Source organism: Pseudoalteromonas sp. P1-11, assembly GCF_001399995.1.
Lineage (GTDB): Bacteria > Pseudomonadota > Gammaproteobacteria > Enterobacterales > Alteromonadaceae > Pseudoalteromonas > Pseudoalteromonas atlantica.
The window spans coordinates 113,704-133,257 of the sequence record NZ_LJSP01000003.1 but is presented as its reverse complement, the minus strand read 5'-3'; the positions used below and the strand labels follow the sequence as shown (position 1 = coordinate 133,257).

The window sequence follows — 19,554 nt, the reverse complement described above, 5'->3', positions numbered from 1 at the left end:
TTAGTGGCGTTAAATCAGTGGCTTTCTGTGTCGTTAAAGTCTTTTCGGTAGTAGCGCTTTTGATAATTTTTTACTTTAGTGTGCACGCCTTTGCTTAAGCTTTTAAATTTTGCCTCCAGTACATCTACACCGTATAAAATACCAACCACCAGCACCGAAAGTTTAATAGCTGCACCTAAATTGTCGGTGGCTATCATTACGCCAATTGAGGCAAGCACCCAAATGGTTGCAGCTGAGGTAACCCCTACTACAGCGCCGTCTTTTGCAAGCATGACACCTGCACCTAAAAAGCCAATACCTGTAATTATTTGCCCCACTACACGCGAATGATCAATTACATCGCCTTGTAAGTTAAACGCGGTTGATAAAAACAAATACGTGCCCAGCGTTATTAAAGCTGAGGTACGAATACCCACAGGTTTACCGCGCAATTGCCGTTCTAAGCCAATTATGGCACCGCAAAAAGCGGCGGTACCAATGGCCGCCCACGAATAAGGGGCTACATCAATTAAATCTAAAAAAGTCACTCTTTACTTAAAACCTATTAATTATTAGCAATGGCCACCGCGGTTCTTAGCCGTTGGCCACCAAATGCTGACATTTTACTAAAATCACTGCGCGCTATAGGCACGTACTGGCAATCTATAGCGAGTTGTTTATCGCTTCCTGGTTCGCAAAACGGGTCATGAACATACACGCAGTGCTCATCAAGGTGGGTAACGCACACCCAATGAGGTGATTTTTTACCATCAAACCGGTATGTGCTAATTAGTAACAGCACACTAAAGCCTTGGCTTAACCACTGTTCAATATGCTCAAGCTCTACATCTTTATAGCTAAGCGGTATATTTGCCTGCGCTATACCCTCTACAAATTGTTGGTGTACTGTTGAAAGCACCACTTTTTTGTTTTCATTGCGTACGCCATCTAAAAACAAAGGCTCTGTGGTATTTACCATTACCTCGCTTTTAAAGCCGCGTTTATTAGCCGCCAACGCTAAACCAAACGGATGGCAACCACCGTGGCCCGATGTCATAAAAATAGTGGTGCCTTCGCGCCAAAGTGCCAGCTCATGTGATTGGCTAAGCTCCGTTGTTGGCTCAAGTGCCCCCATTGCCATTAATAACGCCGCAGGCCCACAAGTAAACTCGGTAGTTTGCTGATACCATGGCGTTAATCGCGCTACTTTTAGCTCACGCGTTTGGCGAATATTTTTTTGCATTCGCAGCGCATCACTGTGATCGTCATAATAATCGCTATATTGACCAAACACTCTGTAACCCAAACTTTTATAAAGCCCAATAGCACTTTCGTTATTTACGGCCACTTCTAAACGTAAGTAAATTCGCCCACGCTCGCTGGTTTGTTTTTCAAGCGCAGCTAATAACATTTTGGCAATGCCTTTGCCTTGCATTGTGGGTTTTACAGCAAGCGAATATAAACGCGCCAAACGCGTGCCTTTATGGCACCACACCAGCCCATAGCCGCATACTTGCTCGCCGTTATCGGCAACGAGCAAAATACCGTGCTTAGCATTTAACCAGCGCTTTAAGCTACGCGGGCTCAATTTATCGTTATTAAAGCAAGTATTTTCAACGTCAATCAATGCGTTTAAATCACTGCTAAGTGCCTGTCGAATAACAAGGTTACGCATGTTATTACCCACGGCCTCGCGCTTCTAAACGTTGTTTAAATTCGTCCATAATGATCATGTAAAGCTCGTCGCCTAAATAGCCGTCTTCTACTTTGTGATCAATACTTGGATTATCATTTACTTCAAGCACATATGCTTTGCCTTGATGTTCTTTAACATCTACGCCATATAAGCCTTTGCCAACAGTTTTACATGCTTTTAAAGCGGCATCTAACACAACTTTTGGTAACTCAAAGGTAGGTAGCGTTTCAAAGCCACCAGAGAAAAACCGTTTAGCGTCGTGATTATAAATTTGCCAATGATTACGCGCCATTAAGTAGCGGCACGCATAAATAGCGCGGCCATTTAATACGCCTACTCGCCAATCGTATTCTGTGTACATGTATTCTTGTGCAAGTACCAATGCGCTATATTCAAACAGCTCGGTTAGTTTAGCTTCAAGCTCACTGCGGTTTGCAACTTTAAACACCCCTTTAGAAAACGACCCTTCAGGCATTTTTAAAACCAGCGGATAGGTAAACGCCTCTTCTAATTGCTCAAGCGTTTGCGCTGATTGATCAGCCACTACCACCGTTTTTAAACTGGGCACTTTTTGATAATTAAACGCATCGTGTAAATACACTTTATTACAACAGCGTAAAATAGATTCAGCATCGTCAATAACCACTAAACCTAGGCTTTGCGCTTTACTTGCAAGGCGGTACGTTGGGTGGTCAATCGCTGTAGTTTGGCGAATAAATAACGCATCAAACTGGGCAATGTTGTCTATTTCTTCAAAGCTTAATGCTTGAGCATTAATACCATGCTTAGCCGCTGCTTTTATAAAACGGGCTATGGCATCTTTATCGCTCGGTGGTACTTTTTCGTTATGATCAACAAGGATTGCCATATCCCATCTAAAACGGCGCTGCACAGTACCAATGCGCCATTGGGTTTGAGTAAACGTATTTAGTTTTGCTACAAAATTGCTGTATTGCTCATCGTTTAAAGTGCTAAGCGAACCTTGCTGTAACAAGCCTTGTTCATCTACATATAAAATAGGCGCTGGGTATTGCTTAAATACCGATTTAGCCGCTTTGCTTTGTAGCTCGTTTAAGGCATTACCAAAGTAAATTTCGCCATCAATCGAGCCAATATTTAACATAGGAGCTTGACCGCTTCGAAGCGCGTTTATTGTTTTAACACTGGGTAACACCTGGTGTTTGCGGGCCTCTGCAAGCAAAGAGCAATAGTAACCCTTACTCAAGTATTGGCTTGAGTCGCATAAATTAATAATGCGGGTTTTAGGTTCATTATGTTTTGGGTAATCACGTAAGTAACTATTAAACGAAATCACATTGTCGAACGATTGAGCAAGTGTTTGCTCGTTGTTATCAACCACTATTAAGGTTTTAAACACGACTTTTCCTAGTTAAGTCAAAAATATAAAAAGCATGCCTAATAAAATACTCAGCACTATAAATAGAAACACCCATCGTACTAAGTGGGCATTGCGCGTATCACTTAATACGATGGGTGCTTTAACAAATACCTACTGTAAGTGTTAGCGCTTAAATTGCTTAAGCGACATCTGCTTTATATGCCCTTTTTAAAAACCACACAAACGAGATATTTTTAGCGTGAAGATAAAAAATATTGATTAACTATATTTTCCTATTAATGCAGATTAAAATACGCAAAATTACTACTTTATGAGCGTTATAAATGTCACATCCTGCCTGCCCACAGTGCAAATCTGAATATGTTTACGAAGACCAGCAACTGCTTATATGCCCTGAATGCGCCTACGAATGGAACCCAAACAGTACAAACAATGAAGACGCAATTTTAGTTAAAGATGCCAATGGCACCCAACTTACTGATGGCGATAAAGTAACCGTAGCCAAAGATTTAAAAATAAAAGGCAGCTCACAAGTCATTAAAATTGGCACCAAAGCGGTCGTAAGGCGTGTTCTTGATAAAAAAGATCACGAGCTAGATTGCAAAGTAGATGGTATTGGCGAAATGATGGTAACAGCGAAGTTTGTGAAAAAAGTGAGCTGAGTTACCCCCCTTATAAATGAATAATTAAACCTAATATATATAAGCGAAGACATGTTTTCATATCCGCTTCAATAAGCATATACCAAAATTTTCTAACATTTTTTGGCATTGTTTGATGTACATTTCAGCATCCATCTTAGGCGAAATGTATGCATATTGATCTTTGTAACCATTAATATGCTTTACAGCATTTTTAGAGTAGTTAAACCTTTTAATAGCAAGGCTAGGCTTAGAGAAAAAACCTGGATTTGAATTATGAAAGTCCCAGGTCATTTTCTTTAAGTTTTGATGTGAGCTTTCAAACCCATAAATTTCACTCAAACCAGATAATAATTCAGATGCTGCAGCAGATAAGTGTAAGCTAGAAATAAAGCGTTCATCATTGTATAGGTCGATAGCGTCTTCTATCATATCCATAGCAATATCGCCTTTATGAATTGTCATAGTTTCCTTCGGTGTCCCTTAATTTAATAGAGAGCATTTTACATTTTTGAGTATTACACTCTACATAAGTACTATCAAAGTAATATAGCTACAAAATCAGAAAAACTAGTTCAGCCTTTATATAAAAAGTTCTGCCTCAGAAAGTTCATTTTGCTGAAAAGATATTTATAAAATCTGTACCACATCATATTCATGGTTTTTGCCTGCAATGGTTAGGCTTACTTCATCATCACGTTGTTTGCCTAAAAGTTGTTTACCTAGTGGTGCTTCGGCTGTAACAACTTGAATAGTATGTCCTTTTACTTCAACCATTAACCCGCCTGCGGCTGGGCCTAAATAAAACCATTTTTGTAGGGCGTTTTCATCTTCTAGGCAAACGAGAGAACTTATAATCACTTTATTGTGAGTGGGCTCTTTAAAAATGGCTTCAAATTGTTTAATGCTTTTGTAGCAATCGTTTACACGCTCGGCTTGGCCTTGTGCTAAATAAGCGGCCTCGAGTCCTAGGGTATCATACTGCGTTTCTGCAACGCTTTCTTCGTGAGTGGCGGCGTCGTGCGCGGCTTTTGTTGCTTGTTTTGCACTGTTTAATTGTGCTTCGAGTGCAAATTTAAGGTGTTCTATTACGTGGGATTTATTCATGAAAGGCGCTAATAACCAATACGGTAAACTATGTGGTTAATTTTAACGTTATAAGGCGCTTAAAACCATTATTTTAAGCGCCTGTATTTTAATGCTGATTTTAAAAGTATTTATTGCTAGGGCATATCGAGCAACGCTTGCGTTTCTTCATCTTGTTTTTCTTCGTAATTTTTAGCACTTAACCCTAATAGCTCGGGTAACGTGGCGGCAATACAAATAGATGAGAACGTACCTACTACAATGCCGGTAAATAGCGCGATGGCAAAGCCTTGTAATGGCGCACCCGCGAGGAGCCAAACACTTGCAACTGTAGCAAGTGTGGTACCCGATGTAATAAGCGTACGCGTTAAGGTACTTTTTATGGCGTTGTTAATAATACTCGCGGGGCTAAGCGCATTATTAGATTTAACACGTAAAAGCTCGCGTACTCTATCGCCCACTATTATAGAGTCGTTAAGTGAATAACCTATAATCGCCAGCAAACTGGCAAGTACGGTTAAATTAAACTCAATACTTAATAGCGAAAATAGCCCCAGTACCAGTAATAAATCATGCACTAGCGCAACCACAGAGCCAACAGCTAAACGCCATTCAAACCGTACAGCTAAATAAAGCATTACTGCAACCATAGCTGAAAATAGCGCTAAACAACCTTGCTCAAACAGTTCATCACCCACTTGCGAGCCAATATACGCTGATGATAAAACTTCGGCGTTGATATCTGCATTTTGTGTAATGGCGCTTTGCCAATCATTGCTGTTTGCTGTTGAACCGCTGGGCGCTTCGCGAAGTTGATAATGGCTATTACCTTGTGCGGTTAGTTCAAACTCGCCATTGTGATTTTTAGTAATAAATTGCTCAAGTTGTTTTAGCTCAACATCTTGGCTGGTGGTAAATTCTGTTAGGTAACCACCGGTAAAGTCGAGCCCAAAATTAAGCCCTTTTTGACTAAGCGTAAATACCGATAGCAGTACAAGTATGGCGCTCAAAAGCATGCCCGAAAAACGCATACGTGTACCCGCCTCGCCCTTTAAAAAAGTGTTAAGCATGTGCATTTACTCCTGCTTTTTTAGTCATTTTTAAATATACCGTTTGGCTTAGTACTTTTGATACGTACACGCCAGTAAATACCGAGGTTATTAAGCCAAGTGCCAATGTTATGGCAAAGCCTTTAACCGGGCCGTAACCTATTCCATATAATATAAGCGCGGTGATCATGGTGGTTATATTGGCATCAAATATGGTGTTAGCGGCTTGCTTGTAACCTTCTTGAATAGCTTGATAAGCAGAGCGGCCTTTTCTACGCTCTTCTTTTATTCGCTCAAATATAATAACGTTGGTATCTACCGCCATACCAATGGTGAGTACCAGCCCGGCAATGCCCGGAAGTGTTAACACAACCCCAGGTAATAACGACATTAGCCCCACTAGCGACGTTAAATTTAATAACAGCGCTACATTTGCAATAAGCCCTAAACGGCGATACCACATTGCCATAAAGGCAAGTGTAATACCCATGCCCAGCATCAATGCGGCCAAGCCGTTAGTTATATTTTCTTGACCTAGGCTTGGGCCAATTGTTTGCTCGTGCACAATAGTAACCGGTGCAGTTAGCGAGCCTGCGCGTAATAATACTGCTAAATCGGCCGCTGCTTGTTGGCTTTTCATATTAGTAATACTAAAACGTGAACTTAAATGCTGCGCAATATTCGCTACATTTATAACTTCGCTTTTTTTAACCGTTTCACCTTTAGCATTTTGAGAGTACTCAGAGTAAACCGTGGCCATAGGCTTACCAATATTCGCTTTTGAAAACGACGACATGGCATCGCCGCCTTGCCCATCAAGGCTAAGTTGCACAAGGGGTTTACCCCAATCGTCGCGCCCTATGGTGGCATTATTAATATGCTCACCGGTAAAAATTGGCACAGGATCAAGTTTGATGGTCCCGCCAGATTGCATATCAAATGTTTGCCCACCGATTTCTTTTAACTTATAAAACCCAAGTGATGCAGTTGCGCCTATAATGCGCTTTGCCTCTGTTGGGTCTTGCACGCCAGGTAGCTCTATGCGTATACGGTTTTTACCTTGGCGCTGAGTGACGGCTTCGGTAATGCCTAATTCTTCTATGCGTGAGCGAAGCGTTGTGAGCGTTTGACTCATTACTTCTTTATCAAAGTTGCTTCGCCCTTGCTCTGAATAGGTGAATTTTGCATTTTTAATATCACCATTACTGGTTGTTGAAACTGCTAAATTAGCAAATCGACTTTGTAGCTCATTAATTACCGGGGTAAGTTTTTTTGCTCCATTTGGGTGTGCATTTATTTCAAAGCCGTGCCCTGTTTGCAGCACTTTAAGGCCGTACGCTTTTTGCTTAATAATAATTGATTTTGCTTGTTGATACGCACTGACTAATTGCTCATCAATTGCTTTATCTAAATCTACGTCGAGTACAAATAACACACCGCCGTTTAAATCTAGTCCCAATTTTATTGGCGATAAACCAAACTCTTGCAGCCAAAGTGGGCTCGTTGCATGTTCTACAATTTTAACTTGCGTGTGTGGGTACTGCGCCTTTATAGCCGCTTGCGCTTGTGCGCTTTTAGTTGGCTCGTTTAACAAAATATTTATAGATGTTTGATTATTTAGCCCTTGCTCAACTTTTAAGCCTTGGTTATTTAAAAAAGTAACTAATGCATTAGTGCTTAGCACAGCTTGTGTTTCGCTATGAGGTGCATTGCTTACATGTAACCACGATTTATTTGGGTATAAGTTGGGTAATGCGCTAATGGCTAATAAAACCAGCACAATAAGCATGGCTATATAGCTTAATTTAAATTTTGCCATAAACGGCTTGTGATCTTTTTTTACACTTAACATGGTGTTTCCTTATTACCAGAACCGGTAACGTACTTTTTAAAAGCACAATTAATCTCAAGGCTTAAACGTAAAACGTTAAAACCTAATAAAAATTAAATAAGAAAATTAAGCGTGATAGGTGCTTACGGCGGTATAAAGTAAATTAGCGTCTTTCCAGCCGCTGAGTCGCGACTTTTTGCTATGCGTTACAAGTGTATACCATGGCCGTTGGGCAATAAACGCGTTGGGGCTTAGGTATATTTCTCTAAAAAGGGTGTGTGCAAAAAGTTCAAATACAACGTCGTATTCAGGCTCACTTTGCGCGACATGTAAAAATAACGAAGAATTACTAGCCGTTAACCTAGGTTGATGAGCGTCAAACCCTGTTTGATGAGTTTTTTTGTGCTCATTTCCCTTTACCGATTTTGATATAGGCAGCGTTTTAGCTAACTCAACGCTATCAGCAAACACACTCAATGAGGTGGTTACAGTGTTTAATTTATGTGTCGCGCACTGCGCACTACTTTGAACACTAAAAAGCGCACAAAACAGTAAAAAAGCAGATATAAACACACGAATGTTAAACATGGTTGCGTCAAACTAAAATAAGGGATGCGTAGTATATATGGGCAAGTATTTAAAATACAATGCATATTAATTAAGTATTTATTTGACTGAGATCCGTAATGCGCTCTAAACACAGTACTATAAAACGCGCCGATGCAATGACCTTAAAACAAAGCATTAAAACGCTGTGGCCATACATTACTAAATTTAAAGGGCGCGTATTTATTGCACTTTTAGCGCTTATAGGAGCTAAAGGCGCAACTCTTTTAATGCCTTGGGCATTAAAAGAAATTATCGACTCGGTTGATAAATCAATCAATCCAGTTTTAGTTATCCCTGCATTACTATTGATTTTGTATGGTGGGCTTAGGTTTGCCAGCGTGTTTTTAGGCGAAGTAAGAGATGCGGTGTTCTCTCGTGTGACAGAGCACGCGATGCGCGATATTGGGTTAAAAGTATTTAAACATTTACACTCGCTGGAGCTTGCTTTTCATCTCGATAGGCAAACCGGTGGAATAAGCCGTGATATAGAGCGTGGTACTAGTGGGCTGAGCTTTTTAATGCGTTTTTTAATGTTTAATATTGTCCCCACCCTTTTTGAAATACTGACCGTTGCTATTATTTTTGGCTCGCTATTTTCTATTTGGTTTGCGTTAATAACCTTATTAGCGGTTGCTATTTATATTACCTTTACTGTAACAGTAACGCAGTGGCGAAACCGTTTTATACGCGAGGCAAACGCCGCCGATAACCTTAGTAATACGCGCGCCATAGACAGCCTGCTTAACTACGAAACTGTAAAATATTTTAATAACGAAGAATTTGAAGCCAAAACATACGACTCTTTTTTAGCAAATTGGGAAACCGCCCGTTTAAAAAATAGAATGTCGTTGCTTGCGCTTAATTCAGGCCAAGCGTTGATAATTGCAAGCGCTATTACAGCGCTAATGTGGTTAGGTGCCAAAGAAGTGGTAACGGGCGCTCTAACAATTGGCGAACTTGTAATGATAAACGCCTACATGATCCAATTATTTTTACCGCTTAACTTTTTAGGATTTGTTTATCGAGAAATAAGACGCGCCCTAACCGATTTAGAAAACATGCTGGGCTTACTTAATAAAAAACCACAGGTAACGCAGCGACCCCATGCTCAACACCTTTGTGTTAGCAAAGGCAATATAGCCTTTAATAATGTCAGTTTTAGTTACGATGCCAACCGCCCTATTCTTAGTAATATTAGCTTTAAAGTTAAAGCAGGCAGTAAGGTTGCCGTTGTAGGTGCAAGTGGTGCAGGTAAGAGCTCTTTGGCGCGGTTACTTTATCGCTTTTACGATATTAGCGCGGGCAGTATAACCATAGATAACCAAGCTATAGACGCCGTCACCCTCGATAGCCTGCGTAAAGCCATTGCTATAGTGCCACAAGACACCGTGCTATTTAACACCAGCATACGCGAAAACATCGCCTATGGCAGACCCACAGCAAGCGATAGTGAAATAGATAAAGCAATAGAAATGGCCCATTTAAAGGACTTTATTTCAACTTTAGCGCAAGGCGATAAAACGTTAGTGGGCGAGCGCGGTTTAAAAGTATCTGGCGGCGAAAAACAACGTATTGCAATTGCACGTGCAATTTTAAAGCAATCTCCTATTTTAATTTTTGATGAGGCGACCTCGGCGCTCGACTCGCACGCGGAGCAAGCCATTTTAAAGGCAATGCGCGATGTAACTCAAAACCACACCAGTATTGTGATTGCACACCGGCTATCAACTATAGTTGATGCCGATAACATATTAGTATTTAAAAAGGGCGAACTGGTTGAGCAAGGCACACATTCAGCGCTTTTATTACAAAATGGTCAATACGCTCAAATGTGGCAATTACAACAGCAAGATGATTAATTAACGCCATTTACTGGCGATACTGCGGCTTTACCTTTAGAATACGGCCTTGCAATTTTATTCAATAATTTACATATATTAAGGCGAAACGCAGATGGGAAGAGCTTACCAAAACAAAAAAGATTCAATGGCTAAAACTGCGGGTGCTAAAACTAAAGTTTATTCTAAGTACGGTAAAGAAATTTACATATGCGCTAAAAATGGTGGCGTAGATCCAGATGGTAACCTTGCGCTGCGCCGTTTAATCGAGCGCGCTAAAAAAGACCAGGTACCCGCACACGTTATTGAGCGCGCAATAGACAAAGCCAAAGGCGGCGGCGGTGAAGATTACGCAGCCACACGTTATGAGGGTTACGGCCCTGGTAACTGTATGATTATTGTTGACTGTTTAACCGACAACAACAAACGTACGTTTGCTGATGTACGTATTTGTTTTACCAAAGCAAACGCTAAAATAGGCGCACAAAATTCGGTATCACATTTATTTGATCACCTCGCTATTTTTGTTTTTGATGGCGATGACGATGAAGCTGTACTAGAAGCCCTTATGATGGCCGATGTTGATGTAACAGATGTAGAAGTAGAAAACGGTAAAGTGACGGTTTTTGCACCACATACAGAATACAACAACACCCGTACAGCGCTTGAAGAAATGGGTATTACAGATTTTGACGTAGATTTAATTTCGTTTGTACCACAAGTTGAAGCCCCTATTGAAGGTGAAGACGTAGAAGTAATGGAGCGCTTTTTAGCCATGCTTGAAGATTGTGACGACGTGCAAAACGTTTACCATAACGCGCAATTTTAAACTTTACTAAACGTATTTACTTTAAGCCAACAGCGATGTTGGCTTTTTTATTTTATAAGGCTTGTGAAAATTTATGAATACCCTTGCAGAGCTTAGAGCTGGTAGGTTGAATGGTGTTACTCGCTTACAACTCGTAGAAGGCTTAACTGAGTTCCCTTTAGAAATTTTAACCCTTGCAGATACCCTAGAAGTACTCGATTTATCAAACAATAATCTCACTACACTGCCAGATGAGTTTGCGTGCTTAACAAAGCTTAAGCGGGTGTTTTTATCGTTTAACCAATTTAAACATATACCTAAAGTACTCGCTAAGTGCCCTGCTTTAATTATGGTGGCATTTAAAGGCAATCAAATAAAAGAGTTTGCACTAAACAGCTTACCTAAAAATATTGAATGGTTAATACTTACCGATAACAAATTAAGCGCATTGCCAAGTGACTTTGGTAATTACACACAGCTTAAAAAGCTCGCCCTTGCTGGAAATAACCTAAAACAACTACCCGCGAGTATGGCCTCTTGTACTAATTTAGAGCTAGTTAGGCTCTCTGCTAATAACCTAACAAAACTTGATAATTGGCTATTAGAACTCCCCAAACTTGCTTGGCTTGCCTTTGCGGGTAATGCATTTAATAAAGCTCAATGCTTAACTAACAGTCGTTTGCAAAACACCCCACTTGAAAATTTTCAGCTTAAAAAAGTAATTGGCCAAGGTGCATCGGGCATTATTCATTTAGCTAAAAAAGCACAGCACGATGTGGCGGTAAAATTATTTAAAGGGGCAATTACAAGCGATGGCTACCCACTTGATGAAGTAAACTGCTGTTTACAAGCAGGCTATCATAAAAACTTAATTAACGTATTAAGCTACATAGAGCAAAGCACACAGCTTGGTTTAGTTATGGAGCTAATAGATAGACGCTTTACTAATTTAGGTTTGCCGCCAAGTTTAGAAACCTGTACGCGCGATACATTTAATACACACTGTCACTATTCACCTGAGGCAATTTATAAAGTTGCCCAGCAAATGATAAGCACCCTTGCCCACTTACATGCTAACAACGTAAGTCATGGCGACATTTACGCCCATAACACCATGATCAACGAGCAATACGATGTTTTATTTGGTGATTTTGGTGCTGCAACAAATTTAGCTATGCTTAGTGAATATCAGCAACAGCAAATACAATTAATAGAAGTGCGTGCTTTTGGGTGCTTAATTGAGGATTTACTAAGTACTGTTAGCGCAGCAGATAAGCAAAACGAACTGTTTAATAAAATGTCCGATATAGCAGCGCGTGCTATAAATACTGATATTGCATCGCGGCCTAGTTTTAAAGAGCTAAGCGCTTTATTAAACGAGCGGGTATAAATCAATCAAAATAAAAAAGCCTGCATAATGCAGGCTTGGTTGGATAAAGCTAAACTTTTACAGGGTCAATTATAAGTACTGACCTAATGCTTTAACTTGGTCTAACATGCGGTTTGAGAAACCCCACTCGTTGTCGTACCAAGCCATTACTTTAACTAATTTGCCATCAGCTTTAGTTTGCGTTGCATCAAAAATTGATGACGCAGGGTTGTGATTAAAATCAATAGAGACAAGCGGAAGCTCGTTGTACTCTAAAATTTCTTTCATTGAACCCGTTGCTGCGGCTTTCATTACTTCGTTGATTTCTTCAGCAGTTGTTTCGCGCTTAGTGATAAACGTAAAATCAACTAAAGAAACATTGATAGTAGGTACACGTACCGACATACCGTCTAATTTACCCGCAAGCTCAGGAAGTACTAAGCCAACAGCTGCAGCAGCACCTGTTTTAGTTGGGATCATAGACTGTGTTGCACTACGTGCACGGTATAGATCTGGGTGATAAACGTCAGATAAGTTTTGATCGTTTGTGTAAGCATGAATTGTAGTCATGCTACCTTGCTCAATACCTACTGTGTCGTTAATTGCTTTTGCAATTGGCGCTAAACAGTTAGTCGTACATGATGCGTTAGAGATAATGTTGCTATCAGCGTTAATTACATCGCTGTTAACGCCGTGTACTACCGTTGCATCTAAATCTTTACCAGGAGCAGACACAATTACTTTTTTAGCACCTGCTGTAATGTGCTTAGCTGCGTCTTCACGCTTAGTGAAAAAACCGGTACATTCTAAAACGATATCTACGTTTAACTCTTTCCACGGTAAGTTTGCAGGGTCACGCTCTTGAGTCAAAGTAATTACGTCATCACCAATCAGCATAGTGTTATCTGATAACGTTACTTTTTGAGAAAATTGACCGTGAACTGAGTCAAATTGTGTTAAATGCGCATTTACGTTAGCCGGTGCTAAATCGTTAATTGCTACAATTTTAATTTCACTGTTTTGTGCTGACTCGTAAAGTGCACGTAATACGTTGCGACCGATACGGCCATAGCCATTAATTGCTACATTAATCATTTTTAGACTCCTATTTAACTTCACTTGCTTGTCGAGCAAGCGCTTCAATGGCTTGCCAGTCTTTGTTTTCAATTAGTTGCTTATCTAGCATCCACGTACCACCAACACAAATAACGTTATTAAGCGCTAAGTAATTAGGGGCTGTTGCTAGGCTAATACCACCGGTTGGGCAAAAAGTAATGTGCGGCAATGGCCCGCCAATCGACTTAAGCATTGCCGTTCCACCTGCAGCCTCTGCAGGGAAGAATTTTAAGTACTTAAAGCCATGGCTTGCTAACTGCATTACTTCGCTTGCAGTTGCTGCACCCGGTAAAAACGGAATGTCTGAATCTTTAGCTAATGCTAATAATTCATCACTTACACCCGGGCTTACCATAAAATCAGCGCCTGCTTCTACTGAAGCATCAAAGCTTGCTTTATCAACCACTGTACCTGTACCAACGTAAGCTTCTGGAACTTCTGCTTTCATTAGTTTTACAGCTTCCACTGCAACAGGCGTGCGTAGCGTAATTTCAAGGGCTTTTAAGCCACCGTTGTATAACGCTCTAGCGAGTGGTGCTGCATCTTCTAGTTTTTCGATTACAACCACTGGCACCACAGGTGCCGACGCTAAGATTTTTTCAATACTCATTACTTGTTCCTCATTACCCAGTGTGTGGCAATTATTATTCAAGTCCAAAAGCACTCGCACCTAAATCGGCGCTGCTTACAATATTTCTAAATCCAGTAAATAACTCTCGGCCTGTACCAAAGGTTAAGCTTGGTTGGCTAAGTTGTAGTTCACGCTTAGCAAGCTCTTCGTCGCTAACATGTACTTTTAATATTCCGTTTGGCGCATCCAGTGTTACTAAATCGCCCTCAAGAATTTTTGCAATAATGCCACCTTCAACAGCTTCTGGCGCTAAGTGAATAGCAGCAGGCACTTTACCTGATGCGCCCGACATACGGCCATCAGTGACAATGGCTACTTTAAAGCCTTCGTCTTGAAGTGTTGCCATTACTGGCGTTAATTTATGAAGCTCTGGCATACCTTTCGCTTTAGGGCCTTGCTCTTTAAGTACGGCAATAAAGTCTTGGTTTAACTCGCCACGGCTGTATGCCTCTTGCAGTTCGCCTTGTGAGCTAAATACTTTAGCTGGGGCTGTTACTACTTGGTGCTCAGTGGCTACAGCAGAGACTTTAATGACTGCTTTACCTAGGTTACCCGTAAGTAGTTGTAGGCCGCCTTGCTTGCTAAATGGATTGCTAATTGGACGCAGTACTTCTTCATCGAGTGAGTTTTCTGGGCAATCTACCCATTTAACTTTTGAAGGGCCTGTTGAGTTGCTCATAATTAAGCTGTCGTCTTTATCTAAACGCGGCTCCATCATGTAAGGCGCTAAACCTTCACCAAGCATTGTTTTAACATCAGTATGCAAGTAACCTGCGCCGGCTAATTCACGCATTAAGAAGCCCATACCGCCTGCGGCTTGGAAATGGTTTACATCGGCTGAGCCGTTAGGGTAAATACGCGTAAGTAGTGGTACAACTTCTGATAAGTCAGACATGTCTTTCCACGTTACTTGTATGCCCGCCGCTTTTGCGATAGCAACAATATGAATAGCGTGGTTAGTAGAGCCACCTGTAGATAGCAAGCCAACTAAACCATTAATAATGGTTTTTTCGCTGATTACATCTGCTAAACACGGGCTTTCTTTATCATCTGTAAGCTGCTTAAGCATGGTTTCTACAGCATTACCTGTTAAACCATCGCGAAGCTCAGTGTAAGGGTTAATAAACGAGCTACCAGGAAGGTGTAAGCCCATTATTTCCATTAACATTTGGTTTGAGTTAGCAGTACCGTAAAACGTACACGTACCTGCGCTGTGGTACGAGGCGCTTTCAGCTTCGAGTAAGTCTTCACGGCTTACTAAACCTTGTGCAAATTTTTGGCGAATACGTGCTTTTTCTTTGTTAGGAATACCAGATTGCATTGGCCCAGCAGGTAAAAAGAATACCGGTAAGTGACCAAAAGATAAGGCACCAATTAATAAACCTGGGACAATTTTGTCACATACGCCTAAACAAAAAACGCCGTCAAATACGTCATGCGATAGTGATACCGCAGTAGACATAGCAATTACGTCGCGAGAAAAAAGCGATAATTCCATGCCGTCACGCCCTTGCGTAACGCCATCACACATTGCTGGTACACCGCCTGCAACTTGGGCAGTTGCGTCGTACTTAGTAGCAAGGTCTTTAATTAAATCTGGGAAATCTTTGTATGGCACATGGGCCGAAAGCATATCGTTATATGAGTTGATAATAGCAAGATTTGGCTGCTCATCAGCCTTTAAGCGCGCTTTGTCGTCGCTGCTACACGCAGCCATAACGTGAGCGATGTTTCCGCAGCCTAGTCCGGCACGGACTCTTGTTTGTTTTTTTGCGTGCGAAATACGATCTAAATAATCTTGACGGGTTTGTTTACTGCGTTCAATAACGCGTTGGGTGACTTCTTCAATGCGAGGGTGCAACATAATTTAGCTCATCTCTATTAGTTAGAGGAAAAAGGCTCAGTAGCAATTACAGACTCCACGTAAATAACTGCACTGAGCATCTTTGATTTACCCGTTCAAAGGTACGCTACCAGGGAGCCTCTCACAACAACCCTGACACCGGTGTCACTGTATTAACGCACAGCATTGACACCGGTGTCAACCCTGAGTAACAAAAATAGTGTAAAATTTTAACGTGACCAATTAATGACCATGCTAATTTTAGTTTATTTGCTAAAATCCGCACAAAAAAAACCCGAATAAGCGTCACTCAAATTCGGGTTACTGTGAAAAGCAAAAAAGGAGGTTATTTTATTGCTGCTGTAGACTCGCGGGTAATTAAACGTGATTCTAGCGTTACCTGATACGGCTGCTCTTGTGGCTGCGAAATATGCGATATAAGCTGCGTAACAGCTTGTTTAGTCATTTCTTCTACAGGTTGTGCAATAGTCGTTAAGCCCGGCCATATATGGCGAGCAATTGGTGCATTATCAAACCCTGCAATAGAAATATCATCAGGTACGCGTAATTGGCGCTGTGTGGCAAGCTTTAATACCGCCGCCGCCATGTAATCGTTTGATGCAAATACCGCAGTAGGACGTGGCGATAAATCTAAAATGCTGCGCGCACTGTCTACACCTGAGTGATAACTAAAGTTACCCTCTTCTACTAAGCGCTCGTCAAATTCTATACCGTGGCTTGCCAACGCGCGCCTGTAACCTTTAAAGCGCTGTTGCGTAGCACTGTGATCAGGGTGGCCTTTAATAAAAGCAATCGACTTATGACCAAGCGAAATTAAGTGCTCGGTTATTTCATAGGCGCCCTGCTCGTCATTACTGCGCACTGAAATTGAATCATCTTCTAGCAGTGCCGATGCAACCCGTGCGTAGGGTATTTTTTTAGCTTTTAAAAAATTAGCGAGCTTTTCAAAATCACCAAATGGAGGGGTCAGTACTACGCCATCTAAACGCGAGGTTTGTAATAACTGCTCTATATCGTTAATTAAATCATCACCACGTAATTCGCACGGGTGTATTAATAAGTTGTAGTTATTTTCTTTACAGGCAGCAAGTGCACCTGTTTGTACGCGTGTTATATAACTTTTACTGGGGTTGTCGTATAAGCAGCCAATAATAAAGCTGCGATTTTGCGCAAGCCCGCGTGCTATTGGGTTAGGCGTGTAATCAAGCTCTTTAAATACTTTAAGTACTTTTTCGCGCGTAGCTGCACTCACGTTAGGCTCATTATTTAAAACCCGCGACACGGTTTTTTTAGAAACGCCCGCATGGCTTGCTACGCTATTTATGGTTACTTTTTTCATTTGTTCATTATCCAAATACAACCATTAAGCAAATTTACTTGCTGTTATATAAACACGCACCCGCCCCAATTAGCGGTATGTTATCTTGTGTTACTAAAGTAACTGGAATTTGCCCTGCATATTGCGACATAACACCTTTTTGCGAAAAACGCTCTACAAAACGGCTTTCAAGTAATCGGGTTTGCATGCGCGGTAAAATACCGCCGCCTATAAATAGGCCACCTAATGCGCCGTATACTACCGCTAAATCGCCTGCCACACTGCCTATCCAGTCACAAAACTGATTAAGCGTTGCATCGCACACTTCACACTCGCCACTGTTTGCAAGGCTACTAATTTGTGCCGCATCTAAATTTTTAGCTGTAACCCCTTTCACGGCTGCCATTGCTTTGTATAAATGGGCAATACCTGGGCCTGAAAAAACAGTTTCTATAGATACATGAGGGTGCTCTTTTCGAAGCTCGTTAATTAATAAAGCGTCTAGCTCGTTTACAGGAGCAAGCGACATATGCCCGCCCTCAGAGCTTAATACTGCAGTTGACTGCGCTGTACGCACTAAACACGCAGCACCAAAGCCAGTACCTGGTCCCATAACACCAATATTTGCATTTGCATCGGCTTGACCGGGCTTAATAGTAATATTTTGCGTTGAGTCTAAATAAGGCGCTGCATAAGCAAATGCAGCAAAGTCATTAATTACTTCTAATTGTGTTAAATTAAAATGTGCTTTAAATTCACTAACACTAAAATGCCAACCCAAATTGGTTAAATGCACTTGGCCTGCTTTTATAGGGCCTGCAACAGCTAAACATGCCTGAGTTGGCGTAACATGAGGAATCGTTGTTAGGTATTGTTCAAGTGCGCTTTCTAATGAGCCAAAATTAGCACTGGGAAATATGTTAATATGCTCAATAACAAATTGGTTAGTTTGCTCATTAAAGTCGGTAATTAATGCAAAGCGCGCATTGGTGCCACCAATATCGGCAACTAGGATAGGGTTAAACTGGGCAGAAGAATTTTGGCTCATGGTATTATCTCTTTTGTGTAAGCGGCTTATGCTTATTATTTTACAACGGCTATGCGTTGTTATTTATACACTTTGAGCTATCACCTCAAAGTAGCTATCACAGTAAAAAAGGCTGCTATATAAAATAGCAGCTAATACGTTTTGACAACAAAATGATAAAACATTGGCATTATGACACCGGTGTCAGGATTAGATCAATAATAAATCGCAAAAAGCTTGAAATAATTCACTAATAGTCGAAAATGACACAATTATTTAGCATTTAATTAAGTTGTAACAATGAAAGGTAAAGCCACCTCATTTGACATCGCCCATTATGCAGGGGTTTCACAATCAACTGTATCTCGCGCTTTACGTAACAGCCCCCTTGTTAATGAAGAAACACGCAAACGCGTCCACGACATAGCAAAACAACTTAACTATAAAGTTGATAAAAATGCCAGCAACTTGCGTACTCAGCAAAGTAGTACCCTTGCGCTATTGTTGTTTGAAGACCCAACATCAGATGAATCACAAATCAATCCATTCTTTTTATCAATGCTGGGCAGTATTACCCGTGCGTGTGCAAAAGAAGGTTACGACTTATTAGTATCGTTTCAATCAGCTAGCGCCGATTGGCAAGCCGACTACGAAGACAGCCACAGAGCCGATGGTATTATTTTGCTCGGCTATGGTGATTACATAGACTTTCAACCAAAATTTAAAACCTTGCTTGACCAAAATACTAAGTTTGTATGCTGGGGCGCAACAGTAGATAACCGCCCAGATCTTACTGTATGCTGCGACAACTATGGCGGGGGCAAACTAGCCGCTGGCCATTTAATTGCCCATAACCGCACCGATTGCGCGTTTATCGGTGATGCATCTGATCACAGCCCAGAATTTTTTGCCCGCTTTCAGGGGTTTAAAGATGAGCTACTTACTAACGGTATAACCATTAATGAGCGAAAAATGGCCAATGCTATTTCAACTGAAGAGTCTGGTTATCATGCTACACGCTCACTTATTGCTAATAACATAAAATTTAACGCCTTATTTGCCGCCAGTGATTTAATTGCCATTGGTGCAATTCGCGCTTTAAAAGAAGCCAATATTAATGTTCCTAACGAAGTGGCCGTGGTCGGTTTTGATAACATAGCCATTGCAAGCTACATAAACCCACCGCTCACCACCATAGCGCAAGACACCACCGTCGCAGGGCAAATGTTAGTAGAGAATTTACTTAAATTAATACGCGAAGAAGAGGTGCAAAGCACCCTTTTACCGCCGGTATTAATTGCTAGAGGGAGTAGCTAGAATTGCAAATGTCTA

At 41.1% G+C, this 19,554-nt stretch carries 18 protein-coding genes; 5 read left to right on the top strand and 13 right to left on the bottom strand.

Features of this window, described 5'->3' with window-relative positions; all coding sequences use genetic code 11:
• Window positions 1-14: 14 nt before the first annotated feature.
• From AN390_RS06285 to AN390_RS06275, 3 genes are read right to left on the bottom strand one after another with little or no spacing between them, the layout of a single operon-like run.
• Window positions 15-527: an MgtC/SapB family protein gene (locus AN390_RS06285; protein WP_055253305.1), complete on the bottom strand. Its 513-nt coding sequence runs from the start codon at window positions 525-527 to the stop codon at window positions 15-17.
• A gap of 17 nt (window positions 528-544) precedes the next feature.
• A complete protein-coding gene (locus tag AN390_RS06280) occupies window positions 545-1,654 on the bottom strand; it encodes a GNAT family N-acetyltransferase/peptidase C39 family protein (RefSeq protein ID WP_055253804.1) in 1,110 nt (369 codons plus the stop codon).
• A gap of 4 nt (window positions 1,655-1,658) precedes the next feature.
• Complete coding sequence (locus AN390_RS06275; RefSeq protein WP_055253303.1) at window positions 1,659-3,053, bottom strand: RimK family protein; 1,395 nt, start codon at window positions 3,051-3,053, stop codon at window positions 1,659-1,661.
• 305 nt (window positions 3,054-3,358) lie between these two features.
• On the opposite strand from AN390_RS06275, the gene AN390_RS06270 reads away from it, so the two are divergent.
• Window positions 3,359-3,697, top strand: coding sequence for a zinc ribbon domain-containing protein YjdM (locus AN390_RS06270; RefSeq protein ID WP_055253300.1), 339 nt, complete (start codon window positions 3,359-3,361; stop codon window positions 3,695-3,697).
• A 57-nt stretch (window positions 3,698-3,754) separates the two neighbouring features.
• Here the strand turns inward: AN390_RS06270 and AN390_RS06265 are convergent, their stop codons facing one another.
• The 5 genes from AN390_RS06265 to AN390_RS06245 all read right to left on the bottom strand — a co-directional run bounded on the left by AN390_RS06265 (window position 3,755) and on the right by AN390_RS06245 (window position 8,230).
• Window positions 3,755-4,141, bottom strand: a complete 387-nt coding sequence (locus tag AN390_RS06265; RefSeq protein WP_055253299.1) for a hypothetical protein — start codon at window positions 4,139-4,141, stop codon at window positions 3,755-3,757.
• 165 nt (window positions 4,142-4,306) lie between these two features.
• Window positions 4,307-4,783: a GreA/GreB family elongation factor gene (locus tag AN390_RS06260; protein WP_055253298.1), complete on the bottom strand. Its 477-nt coding sequence runs from the start codon at window positions 4,781-4,783 to the stop codon at window positions 4,307-4,309.
• A 116-nt stretch (window positions 4,784-4,899) separates the two neighbouring features.
• On the bottom strand, window positions 4,900-5,832 hold the full coding sequence (gene secF / locus AN390_RS06255; RefSeq protein ID WP_055253802.1) for a protein translocase subunit SecF: 933 nt from the start codon (window positions 5,830-5,832) through the stop codon (window positions 4,900-4,902).
• On the bottom strand, window positions 5,825-7,663 hold the full coding sequence (gene secD / locus AN390_RS06250) for a protein translocase subunit SecD (protein ID WP_055253297.1): 1,839 nt from the start codon (window positions 7,661-7,663) through the stop codon (window positions 5,825-5,827). The genes secF and secD overlap by 8 nt, the downstream gene beginning before the upstream one ends.
• A gap of 105 nt (window positions 7,664-7,768) precedes the next feature.
• Window positions 7,769-8,230, bottom strand: a complete 462-nt coding sequence (locus AN390_RS06245) for a hypothetical protein (RefSeq protein WP_055253296.1) — start codon at window positions 8,228-8,230, stop codon at window positions 7,769-7,771.
• Window positions 8,231-8,328: 98 nt separating this feature from the next.
• Between AN390_RS06245 and AN390_RS06240 the strand changes: the two genes are divergently transcribed.
• The 3 genes from AN390_RS06240 to AN390_RS06230 all read left to right on the top strand — a co-directional run bounded on the left by AN390_RS06240 (window position 8,329) and on the right by AN390_RS06230 (window position 12,287).
• Window positions 8,329-10,110, top strand: coding sequence for an ABC transporter ATP-binding protein/permease (locus AN390_RS06240; RefSeq protein ID WP_055253295.1), 1,782 nt, complete (start codon window positions 8,329-8,331; stop codon window positions 10,108-10,110).
• A 94-nt stretch (window positions 10,111-10,204) separates the two neighbouring features.
• Complete coding sequence (locus AN390_RS06235; RefSeq protein ID WP_004587809.1) at window positions 10,205-10,918, top strand: YebC/PmpR family DNA-binding transcriptional regulator; 714 nt, start codon at window positions 10,205-10,207, stop codon at window positions 10,916-10,918.
• A 73-nt stretch (window positions 10,919-10,991) separates the two neighbouring features.
• Window positions 10,992-12,287, top strand: a complete 1,296-nt coding sequence (locus AN390_RS06230; protein WP_055253293.1) for a leucine-rich repeat-containing protein kinase family protein — start codon at window positions 10,992-10,994, stop codon at window positions 12,285-12,287.
• A 69-nt stretch (window positions 12,288-12,356) separates the two neighbouring features.
• Here the strand turns inward: AN390_RS06230 and gap are convergent, their stop codons facing one another.
• The 5 genes from gap to glk form a co-directional block, all read right to left on the bottom strand.
• On the bottom strand, window positions 12,357-13,361 hold the full coding sequence (gap, locus tag AN390_RS06225; RefSeq protein ID WP_029773117.1) for a type I glyceraldehyde-3-phosphate dehydrogenase: 1,005 nt from the start codon (window positions 13,359-13,361) through the stop codon (window positions 12,357-12,359).
• A gap of 10 nt (window positions 13,362-13,371) precedes the next feature.
• Entirely contained in the window at window positions 13,372-13,992 is a 621-nt protein-coding gene (gene eda / locus AN390_RS06220; RefSeq protein ID WP_004587806.1) for a bifunctional 4-hydroxy-2-oxoglutarate aldolase/2-dehydro-3-deoxy-phosphogluconate aldolase, read from the bottom strand.
• 34 nt (window positions 13,993-14,026) lie between these two features.
• The gene (gene edd, locus AN390_RS06215) at window positions 14,027-15,877 is read right to left on the bottom strand and encodes a phosphogluconate dehydratase (RefSeq protein ID WP_029773525.1); all 1,851 of its coding nucleotides are present in this window, start codon (window positions 15,875-15,877) and stop codon (window positions 14,027-14,029) included.
• Between the two features lie 325 nt (window positions 15,878-16,202).
• The gene (locus AN390_RS06210; protein ID WP_024034047.1) at window positions 16,203-17,216 is read right to left on the bottom strand and encodes a LacI family DNA-binding transcriptional regulator; all 1,014 of its coding nucleotides are present in this window, start codon (window positions 17,214-17,216) and stop codon (window positions 16,203-16,205) included.
• A gap of 34 nt (window positions 17,217-17,250) precedes the next feature.
• A complete protein-coding gene (gene glk / locus AN390_RS06205; RefSeq protein ID WP_024034046.1) occupies window positions 17,251-18,243 on the bottom strand; it encodes a glucokinase in 993 nt (330 codons plus the stop codon).
• A 279-nt stretch (window positions 18,244-18,522) separates the two neighbouring features.
• Between glk and AN390_RS06200 the strand changes: the two genes are divergently transcribed.
• A complete protein-coding gene (locus AN390_RS06200) occupies window positions 18,523-19,539 on the top strand; it encodes a LacI family DNA-binding transcriptional regulator (protein WP_054982417.1) in 1,017 nt (338 codons plus the stop codon).
• Window positions 19,540-19,554 lie beyond the last annotated feature (15 nt).